This window comes from Gemmata palustris, from assembly GCF_017939745.1.
Classification (GTDB): domain Bacteria; phylum Planctomycetota; class Planctomycetia; order Gemmatales; family Gemmataceae; genus Gemmata; species Gemmata palustris.
On sequence record NZ_JAGKQQ010000001.1, the window covers coordinates 827979 to 849273 of the forward strand.

At 65.0% G+C, this 21295-nt stretch carries 15 protein-coding genes and 1 pseudogene; 7 read left to right on the plus strand and 9 right to left on the minus strand.

Features of this window, described 5'->3' with window-relative positions:
• Positions 1–125 precede the first annotated feature (125 nt).
• Entirely contained in the window at positions 126–1619 is a 1494-nt protein-coding gene (locus J8F10_RS03305) for a hypothetical protein (RefSeq protein ID WP_210652459.1), read from the minus strand.
• A 342-nt stretch (positions 1620–1961) separates the two neighbouring features.
• Between J8F10_RS03305 and J8F10_RS03310 the strand changes: the two genes are divergently transcribed.
• From J8F10_RS03310 to J8F10_RS03335, 6 genes and pseudogenes are all read left to right on the plus strand, one after another.
• On the plus strand, positions 1962–2984 hold the full coding sequence (locus tag J8F10_RS03310) for a hypothetical protein (protein WP_210652460.1): 1023 nt from the start codon (positions 1962–1964) through the stop codon (positions 2982–2984).
• 297 nt (positions 2985–3281) lie between these two features.
• Positions 3282–4634, plus strand: a pseudogene (gene thiC, locus J8F10_RS03315) (phosphomethylpyrimidine synthase ThiC); the annotation flags it as partial.
• A gap of 372 nt (positions 4635–5006) precedes the next feature.
• A complete protein-coding gene (locus J8F10_RS03320; protein ID WP_210652462.1) occupies positions 5007–6212 on the plus strand; it encodes a hypothetical protein in 1206 nt (401 codons plus the stop codon).
• Positions 6213–6645: 433 nt separating this feature from the next.
• Positions 6646–8232, plus strand: coding sequence for a 2-isopropylmalate synthase (locus tag J8F10_RS03325; protein WP_210652463.1), 1587 nt, complete (start codon positions 6646–6648; stop codon positions 8230–8232).
• A gap of 34 nt (positions 8233–8266) precedes the next feature.
• Positions 8267–8983 (plus strand): Uma2 family endonuclease, encoded by a 717-nt coding sequence (locus J8F10_RS03330; RefSeq protein ID WP_210652464.1) that lies wholly within the window; start codon positions 8267–8269, stop codon positions 8981–8983.
• A gap of 2 nt (positions 8984–8985) precedes the next feature.
• A complete protein-coding gene (locus tag J8F10_RS03335) occupies positions 8986–9420 on the plus strand; it encodes an alkyl hydroperoxide reductase (RefSeq protein ID WP_210652465.1) in 435 nt (144 codons plus the stop codon).
• On the opposite strand, the gene J8F10_RS03340 is transcribed toward J8F10_RS03335, so the two are convergent.
• The 8 genes from J8F10_RS03340 to J8F10_RS03375 all read right to left on the minus strand — a co-directional run bounded on the left by J8F10_RS03340 (position 9392) and on the right by J8F10_RS03375 (position 20097).
• Positions 9392–10084, minus strand: coding sequence for an HAD family hydrolase (locus tag J8F10_RS03340; protein WP_210652466.1), 693 nt, complete (start codon positions 10082–10084; stop codon positions 9392–9394). The genes J8F10_RS03335 and J8F10_RS03340 overlap by 29 nt on opposite strands.
• Position 10085: 1 nt before the next feature.
• On the minus strand, positions 10086–10427 hold the full coding sequence (locus tag J8F10_RS03345; protein WP_210652467.1) for a hypothetical protein: 342 nt from the start codon (positions 10425–10427) through the stop codon (positions 10086–10088).
• An 18-nt stretch (positions 10428–10445) separates the two neighbouring features.
• On the minus strand, positions 10446–11372 hold the full coding sequence (locus J8F10_RS03350; RefSeq protein WP_210652468.1) for a hypothetical protein: 927 nt from the start codon (positions 11370–11372) through the stop codon (positions 10446–10448).
• Positions 11369–13438, minus strand: coding sequence for a DUF58 domain-containing protein (locus J8F10_RS03355; RefSeq protein ID WP_210652469.1), 2070 nt, complete (start codon positions 13436–13438; stop codon positions 11369–11371). The genes J8F10_RS03350 and J8F10_RS03355 overlap by 4 nt, the downstream gene beginning before the upstream one ends.
• A 701-nt stretch (positions 13439–14139) precedes the next feature.
• On the minus strand, positions 14140–15150 hold the full coding sequence (locus J8F10_RS03360) for an AAA family ATPase (RefSeq protein ID WP_210652470.1): 1011 nt from the start codon (positions 15148–15150) through the stop codon (positions 14140–14142).
• A gap of 261 nt (positions 15151–15411) precedes the next feature.
• Complete coding sequence (locus J8F10_RS03365; RefSeq protein ID WP_210652471.1) at positions 15412–16989, minus strand: hypothetical protein; 1578 nt, start codon at positions 16987–16989, stop codon at positions 15412–15414.
• A complete protein-coding gene (locus tag J8F10_RS03370; RefSeq protein ID WP_210652472.1) occupies positions 16986–18545 on the minus strand; it encodes a DUF4129 domain-containing protein in 1560 nt (519 codons plus the stop codon). The genes J8F10_RS03365 and J8F10_RS03370 overlap by 4 nt, the downstream gene beginning before the upstream one ends.
• 280 nt (positions 18546–18825) lie before the next feature.
• Positions 18826–20097, minus strand: coding sequence for an O-antigen ligase family protein (locus J8F10_RS03375; RefSeq protein ID WP_210652473.1), 1272 nt, complete (start codon positions 20095–20097; stop codon positions 18826–18828).
• 287 nt (positions 20098–20384) lie between these two features.
• Between J8F10_RS03375 and J8F10_RS03380 the strand changes: the two genes are divergently transcribed.
• Positions 20385–21182, plus strand: a complete 798-nt coding sequence (locus tag J8F10_RS03380) for an SDR family NAD(P)-dependent oxidoreductase (RefSeq protein WP_210652474.1) — start codon at positions 20385–20387, stop codon at positions 21180–21182.
• Positions 21183–21295 lie beyond the last annotated feature (113 nt).

A 21295-nucleotide genomic window follows, 5' to 3' on the forward strand; every position in this document is an offset into this window, starting at 1 on the left:
TTCGCACTCTGTTTAGGAGTTCCCGGTTCTAACTTCCAGAGTTTCGCGCCGAAGGCGAACGAACGCGAGCCGGGACCGACCTCTTCTTCGGAACTCCCGAGACAGGGAGAACGCTCCGCAGCGCGCTAAACCCACAGTTGCAGCACGCGCATCACGGTTTCCTGCCACACGTCGAACGGGTCTTCGCCGTCGAGGGCCGCGACCGCGCCGTCGCCCGCACCGATCTCCGGGCGCGGACCACCCACGATCAGTTCCGTGACCACCACGTTGTCCATCTCCATATCAAACGGCTCGGTCGCGGACGCGAGGCAGTGAACCTGGGAGTTCCGTGACAACCGGTTGAGGTAGGTCATCACCGCTTCCCGGCTCTCGGTGGCCCGCTCCGCGGCCTCTTGTTCCTGAGTGCTCTTGCCCGATGCGGTCCGGTCGCCGGTCGCCACCAACCCGTCGCCGCGCTCGATCGGCTCGCGGAGCAGCAGACGCAAGAGTGCGGCCTCTTCTGCGAGCGGAGCTTTTCCGCCGTCCTGTACGAACAGCACCTCGAACCGGATCGCGTCGGTACTCAGCCAGTCGGTCAACTTGCGAACGAGCGCGAGAATTGTGGACTGGAGCAGCACGATGCGCTGGTAGGGCAACTCGCCGTCCTTGAACCGCGCCGCGATCAGGTCCGGGAAGATGACGAACACGAACGCCCGCCGGCGCCGGAGGAACTGGTTCTCGTCGCGCGAGTAGTAGAACAGTTCGTCGCGCACGAACTTCATGTCGAAGAGGTCCGGGCTCTCGTCCTCCATGTACGCGAGCTGCGAGTGCAACAAACTCTCGATCGAGCCCTTCGTGGAGATCGACGTGTACCCGCCGACCGGGTACTGGTCCTCGTCGAGCACGCGCGTGGGGACTTCCTTGCGCCCGACGAGCGGCTTCACCGGGCGCGCGGGGAGCCGGGACTCGATCCGCGCCGTGGTTTGCAGGATTTGCCGGTGCGCAACGTACTGGCCCATGTCGGCGAGCGCGGTTCCCTGTTCGAGCGCGATCACGTCTTCGGGCGCGAGAACCTCCGCGATCCGGCGCCCGGCGGACACCAGAGCCTCGTACATCTGCACGAGCAGCGGGGACGGGCCATCTCGCACGAGCCCGTCGTAGCCGGTTTGAATCACCTCGTCGGGGTTGGTCGTTTGCAGCGCGCGGATCACCGCGGGCGGGAGTAGCACGCCCGAGATCCCCGCGCGCTCGCAAATTTGGTTCACGATGTACGCCAACCCGCGCACGCGGTCCTTTTCCTTGTACTTACGCAGCGCGTCCCCGGCGCGCTCGAAGGTCCAGTCGGCGTAGAGTTTGCCGAGGACGTGGTCCTCGTAACTGCGCCCGAGCGCGGGGGGCCAACCCGGAACCGGCTGCGCTTCGCGCACGCGCTGTTCGGCATCGACTCCCAGAGCCACGTTACCCACGTCCGCGACGAACCCGATGGGCGGGAGCGGGTGCCCCCCGGACGCGATTTCCATCGCCCATTCGAGGGCCGGTTTGACGGTTTTCGCGGTGGGTTTGAGGGCGCGCTGGAGCAGCAACCCGTCGAGTATGTATCGGCGGGCCGCGTCGAGGTCGCGCAGTTCGATCGGGTCCATTGGCCTTCCAGAGTTCGCAGTTTCTCCCCCTCACTTATACCGCGTGCGCCGCGTTGCACCAAACCCCGTTACTGCGACGGGTGTTGCGCGCCGGCGTGTTTGCACGTTCCACCGGCCGTCCGCGGTCTGATGCGGGCAGAGAGCGACGAATCGCGGGTTTCTTCAGATCGGTGCTCCAGAACACAATTGCAGAATTCGAGGTGCGACTGCCCCAATCGAAACAATCGCGCAGGTCGTTAAAGTTTCCCGCGCTCGATGCCGATCAGAAAAGCGACGTGGATTGGGATCGAACTGTTTACGGCTGTCGCGTGGCGGTGTTCGCGGTGGCCGGGCGAGGGGCGCATGAGGATCACGCGATTCCTTCTTCCCGGATTCGTGGTGGCGTTGGGTGTCGGGCCGGCTCTGGCCCAACCTCAACCTCGCGGCGGGGCCTGGTCGGATTCTCCCGACTTTGTACCGAACGTGAGGCCGGTTGGGGCCGAGGAGCCGGGGCTGCCGGGGCCGCCCATGCCCCCGGGGCGCCCGCCGGCCGCGGTCACGAGTCTGGAGCAAATGAACGTACCCCCCGGTTACGGGAGGGGCGATCCCGTGGGCACGCTCACGGGGCAACCGACGCAGCCGGGACCGGGCGGGCTGCCACCCGGGAGCTATTCCAGTCCGTACTACACGGACGGACCGGGGTGCTGTGGGCCGCTCGGGCGCGACGGGCGCATCGGGTACGATGTCTACAGCTACGCCGGGCTGAACTTCACGATCGGGAACGGGCTCCCGGACCTGCTGAAGACCCCGGGGTGGACCGTTGGGGGCGGCGTTCGCACGCTGTTCTTCAACCCGACCCACACGGCCGCGTGGACCGTCGATCTCGGCGGGAGCTACACGTACAACCGCGGACAGGGCGAGAACGAGCCGACCAACCTGTTTCTGCGGAGCCAGCCCGTACAGAACCAGCAGAACGGCGGGTTCCAGGTCCAACCGGACCGGTTCGTACTGACCGCGGTGCGCGGGGTGAGCCGGTCGAGCTTCAACTACGCCTTCGGCCGCGACGTGTGGCTCCTGGGCGACGGGAGCACCGGCGGGCAGAACGGGACCAACTGGCGCATCGGCGGTTGGGTCGGCGGGCGCTACGGTACCTCGCACGTGGACATGGTTCCGCTCGACGAGACCAACGGGTACTCCCGCCGCCAGAACGTGTACCACGGGATCTTCGTCGGGGCGCACACGACCTTCGACGTCCCGATGGGTTCGTGGATCTGGACGAACGGCATCCGGGTCGAGTACGGCTACGACTGGACGAACCTGGTGCCGCCGGTGCAGGGGAACCTGCACAACATTAACCTCCAGTTCACGACGGGGATTCGGTACTAACAGCGGTTCCCGTGAGTGCGATCAAAGCCGGGGTGTTTGGGGGACGCTCCGGCGCGACCCCGCGATGCGACGCATCGCGGGGTCGTTCTCATTGAAGCGGGCGCTGTGCCCGCGTACAAAGGCGGTATCGCCAGGGGTGCTCGCGCCGGCTGCGCGGGCTGAGAACACACCCTCGGAACTTGAGCGGGTTATGCCGCCCAAGAAGGCGACCCCACTCAAAGCGCGGGGTGCGGAACGCGGAACGCGAAGGGAAACCCGCCGGGTTTCGTTTCTGACGGTTCCGGCGTTCCGAGTCCCGCGCTCCGCACTTCTGAGACCCCAATGACTCAGCTCGAATCCGCCCGCAAGGGCATCGTTACGCCGGAGATGGAGTTCGTCGCGCAGCGCGAGGACCTGCACCCGGAGCTCATTCGCGCCGAAGTCGCGCGCGGGCGCATGGTCATCCCCGCGAACACGGTCCACCTCTCGAAGAAGCTCCAGCCGATGTGCATCGGCGTCGCGGCGAAGTGCAAGATCAACGCGAACATCGGCAACTCCGCCGTGACCGGCAAGGCCGACGACGAACTGGAGAAGCTCCGCACCGCGGTCGAACTCGGGTCCGACACGGTGATGGACCTGTCCACCGGCGGGAACATCGACGGCATCCGCCAGGCGATCATCGACGCCTCTCCCGTACCGATCGGCACCGTGCCCGCGTACCAGATCATTCAGAACGTGAAGGACCCGCGCGACATCACGCCGCGCCAGCTCCTCGACATGGTGGAGCACCAGGCGAAGCAGGGCGTGGACTACATGACCATCCACGCGGGCGTGCTGCTCGAGTACGTCGCGCTCACGAGCGAGCGCGTGACGGGGATCGTGAGCCGCGGCGGGTCGCTGATGGCCGGCTGGATGGTCGCGCACCACCAGCAGAACCCGTGGTTCACGCACTTCGGCGAGCTGTGCGAGATCATGCGCAGGTACGACGTGACGTTCTCGCTCGGCGACGGGATGCGCCCGGGCTGCCTCGCGGACGCGAACGACAAGGCGCAGTTCGCGGAACTGAAGACGCTCGGCGACCTGACGCTGAAGGCGTGGGAGATGGGGTGCCAGGTGATGATCGAGGGGCCGGGGCACATCCCGATGCACCTCGTGAAGATGAACATCGAGAAGGAGCGCGAGCTCTGCCACGACGCGCCGTTCTACGTGCTCGGGCCGCTCGTGACGGACATCGCGCCGGGCTACGACCACATCACCAGCGCGATCGGCGCGGCGCTCGCGGCCGAGGCCGGGGCGAGCATGCTGTGCTACGTCACGCCGAAAGAGCACCTCGGGCTGCCGAACAAGGACGACGTGCGCCAGGGGGTGATCGCGTACAAGATCGCGGCCCACGCCGGCGACATCGCCCGGGGGCGCAAGAACGTCCGCCAGCGGGACGATGATCTCTCGAAAGCCCGGTTCGAGTTCGACTGGAACCGCCAGTTCGAGCTCTCGCTGGACCCGGAAACCGCGCGCCGGATGCACGACGAGACGCTCCCGCAGGACGTGTTCAAGAGCGCGAAGTTCTGCTCGATGTGCGGCCCGAAGTTCTGCTCGATGCGGATCACGCAGGACGTGCGCAAGCTCGCCGCCGACGCGAAGAAACTGAGCCTGGAACTGGCCGTGGTGTAGCTCCTGTTTGAAAATCCGCCGCGGATGAACGCAGATAACGCGGATCAAGACAAGAAGCAGAAGAGCATTTGACAGGATTAACAGGATCGGCAGGATTCCGAATGTTAATCCTGTCCAAAAATTCTGCGGTTTTGATCCGCGTTACCTGCGTTCATCCGCGGCGGATTTTCCGGCTTCTCACGCGGAGTCCGCCAGGGGTTGCGCTTCACCCCTGGCTACGCGCTGTCGCTCCTGACGGGGCTAAAACGCGATCTCTTGTCTTGATCCGCGTTATCTGCGTTATCCGCGGCGGCTTTATGACCGCACTCTTGAAATCGCGTCCGCCGCGCCGCGTCTGTATCCTGTTGGGGAATCACACCCTCGGGTACTTTCATGAATCTTGACGCCGTCATTTTCGTTCCCGCGCTGACCGGGAGCGTGATCGTCGGGTTCGTGTTCCTCATGTTCGCCGCACACTACTACCTCAGCGTTTTGGAGGGCACCGCGGCCGGCGCGAGGGAGATCCCCTGGGAGGGGGACGCGATCACCAACAACTTCACGAAGGTGTTCTACCTCGCGTGGCTGATGGGGCTGTGGGCCGGCCCCGCGTACTTCGTGGGGCGCGCGATCGCGAGTGGGAGCGACGCCGCGTGGATCAAACTCGCGGCACCGTTATTGGTGATCTGGGTAGTGTACCCCTTGAGCCAGTTGGCTTCACTCAGCGCGTCGAGCGTGTGGGTGCCCATGAATTTGGACGTGTTCGCTCGACTCGCGCAAAAGCCTCTCGTGACGATCGGGTTCTTCGCCCTCACGCTGCCAGTGTTCGCGCTGATCGGGATCGCGTTCAAATGGGCGTACATGACGCGAGGGGAGTTCCCGCTCCTGTTCGCGGGCGTGCCGCTTCTGTGCTTCGCCGTACTTCTTTACGCCCGACTACTTGGAAGACTCGCGTTCGCGCTGATGTTCACCAAAAATCTCTTCAAGCGGAAGAAAAAGAAGAAGCCGAAGAATGAGCCCGCGAAATCGGACGCGGACACCGAGTTTGACGAGGCGCCCCTCGCACCGATTCAACCCAGCGAGATGGCGCCGATCAACACGCCGGACGGTGAGTTGGCCGGTTACAACGTATTGATGGCGGACGACCCGCCCGCGCCGAAGAAGCGCGTGAAAGCGGTGATCGTGGAGGACGATCCGCCGCCGGAATTGGAGCCGCCGCTGCGATTTGCGCCCGAGCCTCCGCCACTTCCACCACTGCAATCACCCCCGCGGCGCCCGAAGTCCGACCGCCCGCTCGAACGCGCCCGCACGTGGACCGATGACGACGATGATTCGACACCCTACGGCGTGAACCCGTCGGAGGTGAAGGAAGACGAGCGCATTCCGGCCGAGGTCGTGAAACCGCGCGCCGATGAAATGGCGCTTCTTGATCGCCGGGACGCGCCGAAGCCGCCGAAGGTCGTGTGGTCGGTGGAGCTGCTCGCGTTTTTGCTCCAGCCCGGAACGATCTCCGCTCTGGTGGTCATGTCGGGCTTGGGGGTGTTAGCGGGCGTGTTCGTCCGCGTCGCACGCGCGTTCGACCCGACTTTGGGCGCTGAGTGATTTTCCGTCTGACGACTGTAGTGGGTCGGGCGCTTGGTTGGGTCGCCACGCGCTCGGTGGGTCATTTCCGCACCCAAATTTCGAGCACCTCTTGGCGAGCAGGAACCCTCCTCTCCGACAAATCAGAATTCGTGCGCGAGGCCGTCACTAAGGCTCTGGATGGCATCAAGTAATCTTTGCCAATGGGCACGCGGCTAAGATTGTGCCCTCACTTCCTGTTGATCCGTAGCGTTTCGCGCCGTACACTTTGGGGAGATCAACCCGAAAGAGACGTGACCCCGATGACCGTTCTGCCGCTGCTCCTCGATATTCGACTTCTTGGACCGCCGCGGGGCCGGTCTTCTTCGCGTTTCGATCCGAGGTGATTCGATCCACGAGGTTGCAGCGGCCCCGGAACTCAGTTCCGGGGCCGTCTCTGTTTCTGGAGCTACTCATGCCTGTGCCGACCGACCCGAACCGCGTCATCATCTTCGACACCACGCTGCGCGACGGGGAGCAGAGCCCCGGGTGCAGCATGAACCTTCCCGAGAAGCTCGAGATGGCCCGCGCGCTCGCGGACCTCGGCGTGGACGTGATCGAGGCCGGGTTCCCGATCGCGTCGCCCGGCGACTTCGAGAGCGTACAAGCCATCGCGCGGCAAATCCACGGTCCGATCATCGCGGGGCTGGCGCGGTGTAACCCGGCCGACATCGACCGCGCCGCCGACGCGGTAAAAGACGCCCCGAAGCCGCGCATCCACGTGTTCCTCGCGACCAGTGCGATTCACCGGGAGTTCAAGCTCCGCATGACCTCGGAAGAGGTCGCGAAGCGCGCCGTCGAGGGCGTGAAGCGCGCCCGCGACCGGTGCGCGGACGTGGAGTTCTCGCCCGAGGACGCCGCGCGCACCGAACTCGACTTCCTGGCCGAAGTGGTCGAGCGCGCGATCGAGGCCGGCGCGACCACGCTCAACATCCCCGACACGGTCGGCTACGCGGTCCCCACGCACTACGCCGCCATCATCCGGCACCTGAAGCAGCACGTGCGCGGGATCGACAAGTGCGTGCTCTCGGTCCACTGCCACAACGACCTGGGCCTCGCGGTCGCGAACAGCCTCGCGGCGCTGGGCGAGGGCGCGCGGCAAGTGGAATGCACCGTCAACGGCATCGGCGAGCGGGCCGGCAACACCTCGCTCGAAGAAGTGGTGATGGCGCTGCACACGCGCTCCGACTTCTACAAGCTCACGACCGGGATCAACACCCGGCACCTGTACCCCGTGAGCCGGAAACTGGCGCACGTCACCGGCCAACAGGTCCAGCGGAACAAGGCCATCGTCGGCCAGAACGCCTTCGCACACGAAGCCGGTATTCACCAGGACGGGATGCTGAAGGAGCGCAGCACTTACGAGATCATGAAGCCCGAAGACGTGGGCATTCCGCAGACGGAACTGGTGCTGGGCAAGCACAGCGGGCGGCACGCCCTCAAACAGCGGGTCACCGATCTCGGGTACCGGCTCACCGATGAACAACTGAACCGCGTGTTCGAGGAGTTCAAGAAGCTCGCGGACAAGAAGAAAGAGATCTACGACGGCGACATTGAGGCGCTGGCGGAGAACCTGCTCCAAGCGGGCACGGGGAACCTGTGGACCCTCGTCGGCTTCACCAGCACCGCGGGAACCGGCTCTCAGACTTCCGCCGCGGTCACGCTGAAGCACCTTGATGGCACCGTGCGCCGCGACGCCGCCATCGGCAACGGCCCGATTGACGCGCTCATCAAGGCGATCAACCGCATCACCGGCGCGGTGGTGAAGGTGGTGGATTACCGCGTGCGGTCGGTGAGTCAGGACATGGACGCGCTGGGCGAGGTGAACATCGAGATCGAGCACGCCGGCAAGCGGTCGCGCGCCCGTGCGGTGAGCCTCGATGTGGTGGAAGCGAGCGCGCTGGCGTACCTCGAAGTGGTGAACCGCGTCGCGTCGCGCCTGCTCCGCGACCGCCTCAAGCCGACCGACGACGTGCCGACCGAAGTTGTCCCCGCGAGCTGAGTTGTGGTATGACTGGCGCAAAGGAGGGCTCGCGGTGAGTACGAAACTCGCGGAACTCGAATTCGGGTCCGAGTCGATGGGCCAACTGCTGGTCAACTTGGGCGGGGTTTCCCCGGATCGCGTCCGGCTGTACCCCGCGCCGGGTACAGCAACTGTTGGCGACGTGGTCCGGTTACTCAACCTGTACAAACGGAAGTTCGAGCTGATCGACGGCACCCTCGTGGAGAAAATCATGGGGGCGAAGGAGTCGTTCGTCGCCCTCGAACTCGTTTTCGCTCTGAAGATGTGGAACGCGGAAAACGGCAACTTGGGCATGGTACTCGGCGCGGACGGGCCGGTTAAACTGATGGACAAGTTGGTCCGCATGCCGGACGTGTCGTTCACGAACTGGGACCGCGTTCCCGAGCGCCGCGTGCCCGACGAACCGGTTCCCGAACTCGCGCCCGATCTTGCCGCAGAGGTCATCAGCGAGGGCAATACGCGCGAGGAAATGGACCGCAAGCTCAAGGAATACTTCCTCTCCGAAGTCGCGCTGGTGTGGTTCATTGATCCGCGAAAGCGCACGGTGCGGGTCTACACATCACCCGACGACGTGACCGAATTGAGCGAAACGGACGCGCTCGATGGGGGTGACGTGCTGCCGGGGTTCGAGGTCGGGGTGGGGCAATTGTTCGAGCAACTCCGGCCCGCACCCAAGCCCACCAAGCCGCCGAAATCCGGTGGCACGAAGAAGCCCAAGAAGCGGAAGTGACCATGCCGCGCCGCGCGCCCAAGTGGATGTACTTCGTGTTGATCCTCGCGGGGGTGTACAACCTCGCGTGGGGCGCGTGGGCGGTGCTGTTTCCGACACTGTCGTTCGCCAACTCGGGGATGCGAGACCCGGACAAGCCGCTCTACTACCCACAACTGTGGCAGTGCATCGGGATGATCGTCGGTGTTTATGGCGTCGCGTACATTCTTGCCGCCCGTGACCCGGCGCGCCACTGGCCCGTAATTCTCGTCGGTTTGTTGGGCAAACTCTTCGGACCGGTGGGATTGGCGTTCGGTGTCGCCACCGGACAGGCGCGACCGGAGGGGTTGATAACCTGCCTCACGAACGACTTGATCTGGTGGGTTCCGTTCGTGCTCATTTTGTGGTACGCATATCGCGAATCGCACGTCAGTGAAGCAACTCACCCAAGTCCGTGATGCGGTGCGGGATGTGGGCGTGGTCCGCACGCGGGTCGAGGAGCACCGCGTGCATCCCGGCGGCGGTCGCGCCGGTGTAGTCGTTCTCCAAATCGTCGCCCACAAACAGCACTTCGTTCAGCGCGCAGTTCGCGACGCGCGTAACTTCCCGGAAGAACCCTCCGCCCGGTTTTCGCACACCCACCGCGGCACTGATGACCACATGATCGAGCCGCGCGGCGAGTTCTGGGAAGCCGCCCAACACGGGCCACAGTCGGGCGTCGTAGTTGGAACCCATTCCCAGCATCAGGCCGCGTGACTGAAGCGCCGTGAGCACTTCTGCGGCATCGGGCGCGACGCGCCACGCGGCCGGCAGTGCGAAGTGGTCGAAGAGGTCGCGGTAGCACGCTTCCGGGTCGGAAACTCCGGTCAGTGTTTGCGTCACGATACGGTGCCAGCGCTCGCGCTCGCGGGCTTCGCTCGTGGCCCACGATGTTGCGACGTCCGCGGCTTCTTCGACGCGGTACGCGGCAACGAAGCGGCTCCGCACTTCGCCGGGAGCGAGTTGGAGGCCGTAGCGCCGGGCAGTGTCGGCATAGACCGCCGGGGCCGACGGCTCGGGGAAGAGCAGGGTGCCGACCGCGTCGAAAAAGATGGCGCGTGCGTGAACGGGAATGATCGGCACGTTAATCCGCCATCCCGTTCGCGGCCGCAGCCGCTGCGCGGCTCTTCGGTCCCGGCACCACTGTCTTCACCGGGGTGGGCGCGACCGATCGCGTTGCCATGCGACTCGCCTTGCGCGTGTGTGGTTGCGCCGGGTCCGCGAGCGACCGTGCCGCCTGCGCCGCGACCGCGACTTTCAGCAGGTGCAACCCGCCGCGGAAAATGATGAACGCGATGAACGCGGACGGCCCGGCCTCGAAGATGCGCCGGTTCGTGAGCAGGGTATAGGTGTTCCAGAACTGCCACAGTCCGACCGCGATCAGCCCCCACCCGGCCAGTTCGCGGCTCCAGTATGCGAATCTCATGACGAACCCTTTTGGTACTCAGTTTCGCCGCTTCGTGCTCTTGGGTGCGTTCGCCCGTTTCGCTTGCGCCTCGGGCCGCTTCGCTTCTTCTCCGGCGCGCTGGCGGCCCCAGATGCGCCACTTCTCCACGCGGACGCGCTCGCGGTGCGACTCCGCCCAACTCGTGTCGGTCAGCACCATCGCGCCCTCGGCCGGATTCATGACCCGGAGCCGCCAGTAGCCGAACACGAGGCGCAAGAGGAGCGCCCCGAAGAACAGCACGCCGATCAGGATGAAGAACCGGTTCTGGCCGGGCCGAAATTCACCGGGTGCCAGTGCGCGCCGGTACGAGGTCATGGAGGTCTTGTCGGCCCAGCGGAGCGGGAAATCCTCCAGTGGCGCGAATTCGAGTGAGTTCACCAGCCACCACACCATCTGGCCGACGATCACGATGCCGGCCGCGATCCCAATGAGCCACGCGATTTCGTCGGAGCGGATGTGACTCGGCGGGCGGCGCGTGGGCACGTCGCCCTTGCGCCGCAGCACGTTCTCGAACGGCACGATCTGGTGGACGAACCCGAAGACGCGGTACTGCGCGCGGAGGTACACGAGAACCGCCATCACGAGTACCGCGTCCGTTACGCGGAAGTGGGTTTCGCGGATCTCGAACGGGTTCTCGGTGCCGGGGTCCGGGATGCCGAACGGGAACACCAGAAAGTACCCGATGACGAGCAGCAGGAACGGGGGCACTGCGGTCCACCGGAGCGCCAGTGCCGCGCACCCGAAGATCGCGACGAGCGCGCCGCCTAAGTCGCTCCCGTTCATGAACATGACCACGAAGATCACGGCCAGTGCGCCGAGTGTGGTGAACGTGTACGCGCGCACGGCCCGGTCGCGGAACAGGAGGTCGAGCACCTGCCGCTGCGTCGGGTCGGCCGCATTTTGGATCTCGTTGGGGCGGCTCATCGGCGGCTCCTCATCCCGCGGAGTCGGTCGAGGCGGTCGAGCACGAGGCGCACCGCGTCGCCGTCGTTCACGCGCATGACCGTGGCGCCGACGCCGCCGAGGGCGCGCCGCATTTTGCGGAACGTTTCGTGGTACTGCCGCGTGAGATTGTCCTGCACGATCTTCGTGATCTTCTTTTGCCGCGCCGCGTGGTCGAAGTCGTCCGGGCGGCGCTTCTTTTTCTTCTTGTCCGGGGCCGCGGCCACCGGCCCGGGAACGTCATCGGGTGAGGGCACGTCCGCGGGCCAGGGAACGATCACCATGACGTGGTGCCGGCGCGCGCGGGCCACGCGGCACGCCTTCACGAGCGGTTCCAGCTCGGGGCCGAGTTCCGCGATGTCAGCGAGCAGCACGTAGAGCTCGTTGTCGCGGGCGCGGCTCACCGCGCGGACGATCGCGCCCGCGAGTACCTCGGCCTTCTCCGCGCACCGGAACCGGTACCGGCCCTGTTCGTCGTACAGCGGGATCGGGCAGCGCAGTTGGTGGTGCTGGAGGAACTGTGCCACGCGCTCGGCATAAACTTCGTCGTCGTGAACGTAGCGCTCGATGGCGTCCGGGCCGGTGCCGTCCTGGAGCGAAAATAGCGCGGCCAGGCGCTTCCGCCGCGTGAGTTCGCCCGCGCTCGGCCCGAACCACCCGCGGACCCCGTGGATGAGCCAGAACAACCCGGCGATGACCGAGGGGAGGATCAGCAAGTTGATCCAGATGAAGAGCGTGAGCGCGATGCGAACGGCCCACTGCATCCCGCGGGTGCGCTGCACCGCGAACTCGAACGTGCCGCTCATCCAGCTCGCGTAAACCTTCTGGAGCCACCCCGGGAGCGGGGCGCTGCCGGGGCTGAACATCCCGCCGAGCCGGTACGCCAGCAAACACGGTGGCGCGACCACGAAAAACAGGACGATCCAGCCCCACCATTTGTCGAGCAGCGGGATCCACAATCGGCCCAGCGGCATCGAGTTCGCCGATTTCGCCATCAGTTCCGGGTACAGTTCGTGCGCGAGCGGGTACGCGCGGCGCGTGAGGTGCTCGGCCGGCACGCCCTTCGTTCCGGGTTGCAGCGCGGACACTTCCGCCAACCGGCGCAACACGTTAATCATGTGCGTCTGCGTGCGGGCCGGTGCGATCGGTTGTGCCGTCTGGTCGTCGAAGGTGGTGAGCCCCACGAGGTCGCGGTTCGCCGTGGACGCTTGCGCCACGACGGCCGCGACCCCGGCCATGCGCGTGAGCAGCGTGTTGCCCGGCGGCCCCAGGCGCACGCCCTCGCTGGTGTCGAGGAACAGCACGCACCGCACGGGCACGTCGCTCTCGTACTCCTTCGTGATGAGCTTGTCTTTGCGGGCCGACGCCTTCCACGCGATCATTTTCGGCGCGTCGCCGGGCCGGTAGTCCCGCAGGTCCAGTAGTTCGTCGCCCGAACCGGGCCGGCGCAAGCGGTGAATCCCGGGGGGCGGCAGCGTGTTGAACCGCTTATCGGCGCGCTGCTTGCCCTCCTCGTTCACCAGTGGGGGGAGCACGAGGAACTCGATCGCTTCACGCAGGAACACCCGGCGGTAGAAGAACCCCTGGAGGTCGGCGACCCGCACCTTCACGCCCTCGAACCGGAGCACGCCGGGCGCGGGGCACTTGAGCGTGTAGATCACGTCGGCCGGTTGGCCCGGCGCGATCGTGGCGTGGTCCCCGGTTTCGCCCTCAATGATGTCCGCGCCCGAGGGGAGCCGGTCCTCGACCACCGCGTAGTCTATGGTCGCGAACCCGTCGTGCCGGACGCGCACGCGCACCTCGAACGGCACGTTGGCCCACAACATGGGGGCGTCGCGCCCGCCCTGCATGACCCACCGGCGCACGCGCAACCGGGACACGGCCGCGTTCGACTTGAAATGGAACTGCACCCACTCCCACACGAACCACACGAACAGTGTGACCGCGAGAATGGCCGGCACCGCGGTGTAATTGGGGACGACGAACGCCCCGAACACCAGGATGAAGCTGACGATCAGGACGAACCACCAGCCCCGAGCGGTAAGCATTCGTCATCGATCCTTTGTTGTGGGTCTGGTGGCCCCGGCCGGGCTAACAATTGCTAACATTTTCGGCTCTGCGGGGCGTACCCACCGACGGAGAACCGGCGGGCGACGCGCAACTACTGATGGTCCAAGACTTTCGGCACAACTTCTGACCGTGCCGTGCTCCACGGGGCACTCAACGCGGCTAACAAACGCTAACAATCCGCGATTGCCGGTCCTCATTCGACTCGATCCGGCTAACATTCGACCCCAAATTAGCTCTCAACACTGCTCTTCTGAAACGATGGATTCGAGTTTGATTTCGTGGTACAGGCCTCTGGCCTGTGTAGTGCTTTCACAGGCCAGAGGCCTGTACCACTAACAGGAGAGCACGCGCCTTCAACAACCCCTCTCGTACCTTTGCGGGTGATGTCCGCCAATAAGTTGCCGTAAATCGATTGTATACTAGTGTTCGCAATGCCAAGAGGCAGTTTCGTGCCCCACTACCATAAACACACTGACTTAGATGCGGTGACAATATTTCGAGCGATATTAACCCGTTTTCGGGCTCATTTTAGTGAGCCGTAACCGCAAGGGCGGGAGGCGCTTCCGCTCCCTTGCGGTCGCGGCTCGTCCGACCTAACCGGGGCGATCATGAAACGACACTTACTCGTTGAGACACCTGGGACATCGGCCGACGTGTGCTCGCGCGAGTAAACGTCACGCTAGACCGTTTCCAAAACGGGAACGGCGTCCAGGATCTCGCGGACGATTTCGGCCACGTGCTTGCCCTCGATTTCGGCCTCCGGGCGCAGGATGAGCCGGTGGCCCAGGACGCCGAACGCGACCGCTTGCACGTCTTCGTGCGTGAAGAAGTGGCGCCCCTCCAGTACCGCCCGCGCGCGGGCGCAGCGGAGCAAGTTGAGCGCGGCACGCGGGCTCGCCCCGAGCGCCACGTCCGGGTGCTTGCGGCTCTCCTCGGCGAGTTGCACGATGTACTCGTAGAGCGATTCCGCGCCGTACACACCGGGCAGCTTCCGCTGGAGGCCGATAATCATTTCCGGCGTGAACATCGGCTGCACTTCGACGATCGGTTTGCTGTAGAGCTTCAGCAACCCCACCTCGTGTTTGAAGCCCGGGTACCCCATCTCGACGCGGAGCAGGAACCGGTCGAGTTGCGCTTCCGGCAACCGGTACACGCCCTCTTGTTCGATGGGGTTCTGCGTCGCCAGAACGAGGAAGGGCAGGGCGAGCGGCAGCGAAACGCCGTCGACCGTGACCTGGTACTCCTGCATCGCTTCGAGGAGCGCGGATTGCGTTTTCGCGGGGGCGCGGTTGATCTCGTCGGCGAGGAGCACTTGCGTGAAGATCGGCCCCTTGCGGAGCACGAAGTCGTTCTTGTTGCGGTCGAAGATGGACGTCCCGGTGACGTCCGAGGGGAGCAGGTCCGGTGTGAACTGCACGCGCTGGTACTGGCACCCCAGGAGCCGGGAGAAGACTTTGGAGAGCGTCGTTTTCGCGACGCCCGGGACCCCTTCGAGCAGCACGTGGCCGCCCGCGAGCAGGGCGATGAGCAACTGCCGCGTCACGTCCTCGGCCCCGACCACCACGCGGGCGACCTCGGCCGTAACCTTGTGGCTGAGTTGCTTCGCTTCCTGGGCCAGTTCGTGGGCCGCGGCGCGCGGGTCGGTCGGCGGGGCCAGGGTGCCGGGGTTCGATGTCGAGGCCAAACTCATGCCGTACTCCCGTCGGTGTCGATCACGAATCGCAGTCTACAGTCTCTCACCCGCAAAGGGCGCGGGGCGCTCACTCACATTCGCTAACTTTCTGGCTTTCGGGGACGATTAGCCGGGTGGGAACTGCACCAACTGCTGGTGTTTCGGGCTCGTGGATGATGTTTTGCATGTCGTCGATCCGCGCCAACCGTCAACGGTGCGGCTCCATAGGAAAGCCGAACCGCGGCCGACGAGCAAAAGTCCGCACCCGGGGACTCCGTATTACACTTCGTTTCGGACGAAGCGCCATTTGTCCTCGGTGTGGGCCAGTTTCAATCGCTCGAAGTACGGTTCTAACTCGAACCAGCGCTGCGCGCTCATGGGCGTGGGGGGGCCGTAGGCCAGGCGCCACATGTCGCGGAGCGCCTGGCGGAGCGAGTTCGGCTTGCGCACCGCGTCGGAGATTTCGAGGTCCGGCATCTGCGGCCCCGGGTTCTCCGGCGCGCCCGCGGTGGCAAAGAACTCGCGCGTCAATTGGCGCACCGGCTCGTACACGTTGTTCCGGCGGACCAGTTCCTTTTGCCGGCGATCGAACACCCCGGGCGGCCCGGTGGACGCGGCCCCGGCCCCGGTGACGGGTGCGGGCGGAATGTCCTGCGGGTGCTTCGCGCGCCACAACCGCCGGAGCAGGAACAGTATTACGGCGACCGACGCGACGATCGCGGTGCGCTCGATCCAGTTCGCCGCGGAGTTGCGCTCCCGTTCTGAGCCGGGCTCGCCGACCAGCATTTTGTGGATCGCGTCGCGGTTCTGCAACTGGTCGGCGAACCCGTTCGCCGCGTCGATGAGCTTGTCCTGGTTCTTTCCGAGCACGCCGCCCAGGTTCGGCATCGCTTCGGGCGGAATCTTCGGCCGCGGTTTGGCCATTGCGTTGCGCAGCCCGTCGAACTTTTCGACGACGCGGCCGTTCTCGTAGAAGAGGCACTTGGTCCGCGTCTTGTCCGGCCCTTGTAGGTACTCGATGGCGCGCAGCGTCAATTCGAGATTGTCCGTGTTCTGCTCCATCAACATCTGGTTGATGAACACGCTCGAATCGGCCATCGCGAGGAACGAGAAGCCGGGGTTCCCGAACCAGTCGGGACCGTCCCCACCGACCGCGAACAGGGGCGAATTGATGGCCCGGCTGACATTGGGATTTTCGTCCGCGCTCGCACGCGACGATTTGGGAAGCCGCGCGAGCGGGTACTGGTACTCTTGCCGGAAGCGCCTCTCTTGGAAGTACGTGGGCTGATTGGTGACGACGCGCTTTAACCCCCGGAACACGTTCCAGACCCGGCCCGGGCGCTCGGGCGCGTCGCCCACTTCGTCCGGTGAAACCGGTACGACGATGGGGCAATCGGGGCGCGAATTGTAAGTGTGTTGGGGATTTTGCCAGTCGGCCGTGACGGTGCCGCGGTGGAACCAGCCGACCGGGTTGTTCGTCCGGGGGTCGCGGTCGTGTTCGTGGACCCGCGAGAAGCTATCGGTCGCAATCAGTGCCGCCCCGCCGACCGCGATCACCCGGCGCACGTGCTGAAGGGGATCGTTCCAGTCCGTTCCGTCCAGGAGGCCGATCGAAATGACGATCGTGTTGCGATCGAGGGGTTTGTTAGCGTCAAACTCTCGGATCGGCTCGATGCCCTCGCGGTCCAGGAGCGCGCGAAGGAGTTCGGTTCCGCCGCCGGGGATCTGAACCTGCGGGGGCTGCGGCTCGGGGAACCGGTTCGGCTGCGCGCTCGCGGCCGGCACCGTGAGCAGGGCCGCCGTCAGCGCCCCGCCGAGAACCAACGACCAACCGTGAAAACGGGTCGGCGATTTCATGCCTCGTCCACTCCCGCGAGGTCGCACACGAGGCGCCGGGCTTCGAGCACCTCGGCCCGCGTCAGCGGTTCGTCGATCGGTGCGTACCGGGCCAGTTCGTAAAGTCGGGCGAGCTTCAGCGCCGCACCGCCGTGGGTCGCGGCCAGTTCCGTCAACTCGTCGGCGATCGTGGAGTGCGTCCACGTCTTCGCGCCCGGCCCACAGATCAAGACGCTCAGGTACTCGAACGCTTTCACGACATCTTCCCGGGTGTTGATCGCGCGCGGGTCGATCGGCCACGGGCCGGGACCGTTGGCGGACCGAGCGGCTCCGGCGCCGGGCGAGAAGATCACGGCCCACTTCCACCACAGCACCGCGGTGAGGATCAGCGCCAACAGGATGAGGATCACGAGCCAGGGGACCTGCGTTCCGCCGAAGTTGAACGAGCCCATGCCGCCCATTGACGAACCCGAACCCCCGCGCCGGTCGGGCATGGACACGTCGGGCCACCGGCTGCGGCTGTTGCTGTCCGGGATGTCGATGTTGCGATCGTTTCGACCCCAGTTCATGTTGAAGTCGAGTTTGGGCCACTCGAACCCCTTCCCGTCACCGCCACCGAACAGATCCTTCATGCTCTCGCCGCCGCCGGTGTCCTTGAACATGTCGAAGATGCTGTTCCCCTTGCCGTCGGAGAGCGCGTTCATCGCGTCCGGGTCGCTCACGAGGTCGATGAGTGCGCGCCTGACCGCGGGCGATTCGTCGATGGGGCCGACGTTCTTCTCCCAGAGGGCGGTCGCGGTCTCGATGGTCTTGGTCTTCGCCATTTTCTCGGGCGAGTCGTTCGGCGTGCCGAGCGGGTTCTCGGGGTCGAACTTCCGCCGCCCGTCCGGGTTCGGGTCCAGCGGTTGACCGGTCTTCGGGTCAATTATTGGTTGGGGCACGGGCGGGCCGCCCGCGTTCGGCGGCCCCTGACCGATATTCGGCGGGATCGGGGGATCGACCGGCCGCCCGGTGTTGGGATCGATGCGCGGCGGGGGGTTCGGATTGACGGTGTTGGGATCGATCTTCGGCAATTTGAAAGGGTCGCCGCCGTTGTCGCCGTTCGGCCGCAGGCTCTTGAGTTTCTCGAGGTCTTCGGGCGTGAGCCGGGGTAAATCTCCCGGGTTGCGGTTGGGGTTCTCGTTCTTGTGCTTTTGCGCCAGGTCCATCATCCGGTTCATGAACTCTTTGTCGGCCATCATGCGTTTGATGGCCGCGTCCACTTGCTCGTCGTTCGCCCTCGGGTTCCGCTTTTTCACCGAGTCGCGGATGACGTCTTCGAGTTGTTTGTTCGCGCCGCCGTCGCCCTGGCCGAATTTGGCCAGCAGGTCGCGGATCTGATCGGGGCGGAGGTCCCGCTGCCAGATGGTGTGGCGCCCGGCGTGCGGGTCGTGTCCCAGTATTAATTGGAAGTGTTGCTGATCGTTCCCCGGCTGGGGTTTGAGGGGTTGCGCGCGGGCCTGTTTGGTGGGGCTCACCCACAGCACGAGGCCGAAGAACGTGACCGAGAGCAGCAAACCGCGGCGGCCGGCGGACATGAGGGGTCGCCTCCGAACAGCGTTCAGCGCCGAACCCGCAATGAGATAGGTGCGGCCGGAACGGGCCGCGATCAGTCGGTTCGGAGCGCAACTCACCCATTGTGGCGGAACCGGATGTCTGAAGCAAGCAATAGACGCGAATAGCGGAAGAAGTGGGTAGTACGCTTCGCCTCGGCACCCTTCATTAAGAATAGGGCGATTGTACCACCCGCTCGTTAGCACGCGCGGTTCGCCAAAAGACTTGGGCGAACCGCGAACGAGCGGGTGGTACCGCGTCGTCTCACCCGTGTGGGCCGTGGAGAATCCACCCCGGTGGGAGTTCGGGTTCCATTTCTTCCTCGAACTCGGGTTCTGCTTCCGGGTCCCAGGCCGCGAGGCGCCGTTCGACGCAGTACCGCGCGATGATGAGGAACCCGCCGTACCAGAGCCACGTGAACCGGAACAGGTTGTGCCCGAAGTTGCCCATGAACAGCAGAAGAAACACCGCCATCCCGATCGCACTCGGGAGCGTAAAGACGAGGTCGTGCTCCCAGGCCGGGACTTCTTTTCGGATGCGCCGAACCATTCGCAGGTTGATCCAGAAACACAGGAGCAGTGCAATAAACGCTCCCCCACCGAGCGACCCGGTTTCGCCGAAGAGCTGGCCGTAGAGGTTGTGCGACTCGATCTTGGTGTGATTGGCCGGGCGCCACGCGCCGGGGCCGATCCCCGTGAGCGGGTTGTTCGCCCACTGCTGGAAGCCCATGACGAGGCCCTGGTACCGCCCCTCGCCAGACTCGCGGGCGTTCGCGGGGCCGACTTCTGGATTGATGATCGTCTCGAACCGCGTTTGGAGCGACTCCGGCAGTGCCACGAACGCGACCGGGGCCATCAGCGCGAACCCGACCAGGGCTTTGATGCGGTACTTCGTGCCCCAAATGATGATCGTGAACCAGAGGAGCAGTCCGAGCAGCGACGACCGGGAGCCCGTGAGCAGGATGCACAGCGAGGACAGTCCGACGTAGCTGAGTAGCGCCCAGCGGCCGAGGCGCCCGCCGATCCCGGATTTCCACAGCGCGACCACCAGCGGCAGCGCGAAGACGATGCTCGCCCCGAAACTGTTGGGGTCGCCGAGCGTGGTGTCGACGCCGATCATGCGCGAGATGCCCATGCGGTACGTGTGCCGACCCGCCAGGTACTCGCGGAACGAGTGGAGCAGGTAAAAACTCATTACCGCGAGGAAGCCCACTGCGATGTGTTTGAGCCCCTCTTCGTCGTGTATGCACGTCACGAGCAGCACGTAGAAGACGACGATCTTGAGCCAGTCCTCGACCACGGGCTGGCCGTAAGCCGACCACGGGCTAAGCGCCCACGCGAACAGCACCGCACTTACGAACGCGACGTAAGCGCCGTGTTGAATGTTTGGCAGGAACCGCTTGTTCGGGTAGATGACCCACACGCCGAGCATGAACAGCATGTAGATGCGCTCGATGTGCATGTCGCCGAGCCACGTCCACACTTCAAACGGGCGCTCGATGAACAGGAACATGTAGCCGATGAGCAGCCAGCGCATGACACCGTCCCTGGTGCGTCCCCGGAGCGCGAGCGTCCCGCCCGCTTCGGCAGACTCGGTCTGCCGACCCCCAAAATAGCTCTGCGGGCAATAGGCCCGCGCCCCCGAGATAGAACAGGAATAGTACCGGGTCGAAAAGCGGCTTGGGAAGCCCAATCCGGTTCCGGTTGTACCGCCAGCGCAATTTGAGAGGGCGAGCCAAGAGATTCCGTGCTTGTGCTTTGTCCCGAGTTAGCGCCCGAGAACCCCGCACCCTTTAAAGTGATGGAAAGGCGAGGGGGGCTAAAATGCGGCGCGAACTGACGGGCAAACGAGCAATTCTGACGGGCGCGAGTGGCGGGATCGGCTTCGCGGTCGCGACCGCGCTGGCAAAAGCGGGTGCGCGCGTCGCGCTCGCGGGGCGCAACACCGATAAATTGAACGAACTGGCCACCGCGATTCGTTCCGCGGGCGGCGAGGCGATCACGGTACCGACTGACCTCACCCGAGCGGACGACCGACAGCGGTTGGTCGAAAGCGCACTGGGTGCGTTCGGTGGGCTCGATCTACTCGTGAACAACGCGGGCGTCGGGAGTTGGGGGCACTTCGCCGACTCGACGGAAGCGATTTGCCGCACCGTGATGGAAGTGAACTTCTTCGCCCCCATCGAGTTAACGCGACTGGCCGTGCCGCACCTGATGCGGGGTAATCAGTCCGCGGTGGTGAACGTCACGTCCATGTGCGGCCGGAAGGGGATGCCCGCGTGGCCCGAGTATTCCGCGTCCAAGTTCGCACTGGTCGGAATGTCCGAGGCGTGGCGCGGCGAGTTCGAGCGCTTCGATATTGATGTACTCACGATCGTCCCCGGGATGACGAACAGCGGGTTCGATCGGAACTGGCTTCGCAACGACGGCAAGGCGGATTTGCGGTTCCAGGAGGGCATGACCCCGGAATATCTCGCAGCGAAGATCATCGACGCGGTCCAGAAGAACCGCACCGAGACGGTGTTGGGTTCGGAGGCCAAACGCCTGCTGCGATTCAACCGCTACTTCCCGCGGCTCACGAACTGGCTCCTCGCGCGCAAGGTGAAGAAGCTGTACTCGTAGGATGCGCTTTTGTAGGGTGGGTCAAGGCTTTGCGCAGGCCCACCAGCCCCCAGGGTATCATGAGCGCGAATGTAATCAGAGCCCGCGCGACACGGCCCGCCGTTTATCGGCCG